1 protein-coding gene is annotated in these 1,078 nt (G+C 37.1%); it reads right to left on the bottom strand.

Annotated features, from left to right (window positions below; translation table 11 throughout):
• Window positions 1-90: 90 nt before the first annotated feature.
• Window positions 91-1,023: a tagatose-6-phosphate kinase gene (gene lacC / locus RU96_RS12545; RefSeq protein WP_071865805.1), complete on the bottom strand. Its 933-nt coding sequence runs from the start codon at window positions 1,021-1,023 to the stop codon at window positions 91-93.
• Window positions 1,024-1,078: the final 55 nt, after the last annotated feature.

The raw sequence follows: 1,078 nt of genomic DNA, 5'->3' as shown, positions 1-1,078 counted from the left end.
AGTGCGGAAATCACCCCGTTTTTGTCACTTAATTGTTTGATATAGGCTTTTTTTGCTTCGGTTGTCATATATATTCCTCCTAAAATTTTTCTAAACTAAAGACACGTCCAGTTGATCAAATAGATCTTGATAATGATCTAAATTTACATGTCCGGTTACTGCTTCTTGCGCATTAAGCATACCCAAAACATTGGCTTTTTTCAAGATATCCTCATCTGAATCACCATTATTAATTGCCGAAGTTAATCCGGCTACAGTCGAATCTCCAGAGCCAACTGGATTCACAACCTCAATTTTGGGAATTTTTACCCGATAAAACTTATCGTTATGTTTTGCAAAGGCGCCCTTAGCCCCCATTGAAACTACAATCCACTCTACTCCATCAAATAAATGATCTTGGAGTGCAGCTTTTAATGCCGCAATATCATCACTAACATCCCGTCCTAATAAATCCGCTAATTCTTCGGTATTAGGTTTAATGAGTAGTGGTTTGGCATCCCCTTTTAACACTAACTTCAAAGATTCACCAGAACAGTCCAAAACAACTGGTTTATGTTGTTCATTGCAAATTGCAATCATTTTTGCGTAAAAATCTTTGGGTAAGCCTGTTGGTAGACTGCCTGAAAAAGACAAAATGCTAGCCTTTTTAACTAAATCAGTAAAGTGTTCTAGGAAAATTTCAGCTTCTTTATCTGAAATAACAGGACCACTTTCTAAGATTTCAGTTTGCTTTCCCTCATGTAAAATCGCAATACAATTTCTAGTTTCACCGTCGATTTGACTAAAAGAATGTGAAATGCCAGCTTCATCTAAGTCTTTTTTAATGCTTTCCCCTAAAAAGCCACCTAACAGACCACTTGCTGTTACATCATCTGCTAATTGTTTTAATACGCGGGTTACATTTAATCCTTTACCACCGGCAGTTTTCTTTGCGTCAACGACACGATTGACAGTATCAAGCTTAAACGTTTCAAGGGGATACGAAATATCAATCGAAGGGTTCATCGTAATGGTTACGATCATGCTAAGACCTCCATTTAATAAATTATTTTATTAGTTAGTCGTGGTACTCGCCACG

Origin of the sequence: Enterococcus canintestini, from assembly GCF_001885735.1 — a bacterium.
GTDB classification, from domain to species: domain Bacteria; phylum Bacillota; class Bacilli; order Lactobacillales; family Enterococcaceae; genus Enterococcus_C; species Enterococcus_C canintestini.
The sequence above is the reverse complement of the archived record's forward strand: the minus strand, read 5'-3'. Positions and strand labels throughout refer to the sequence as shown.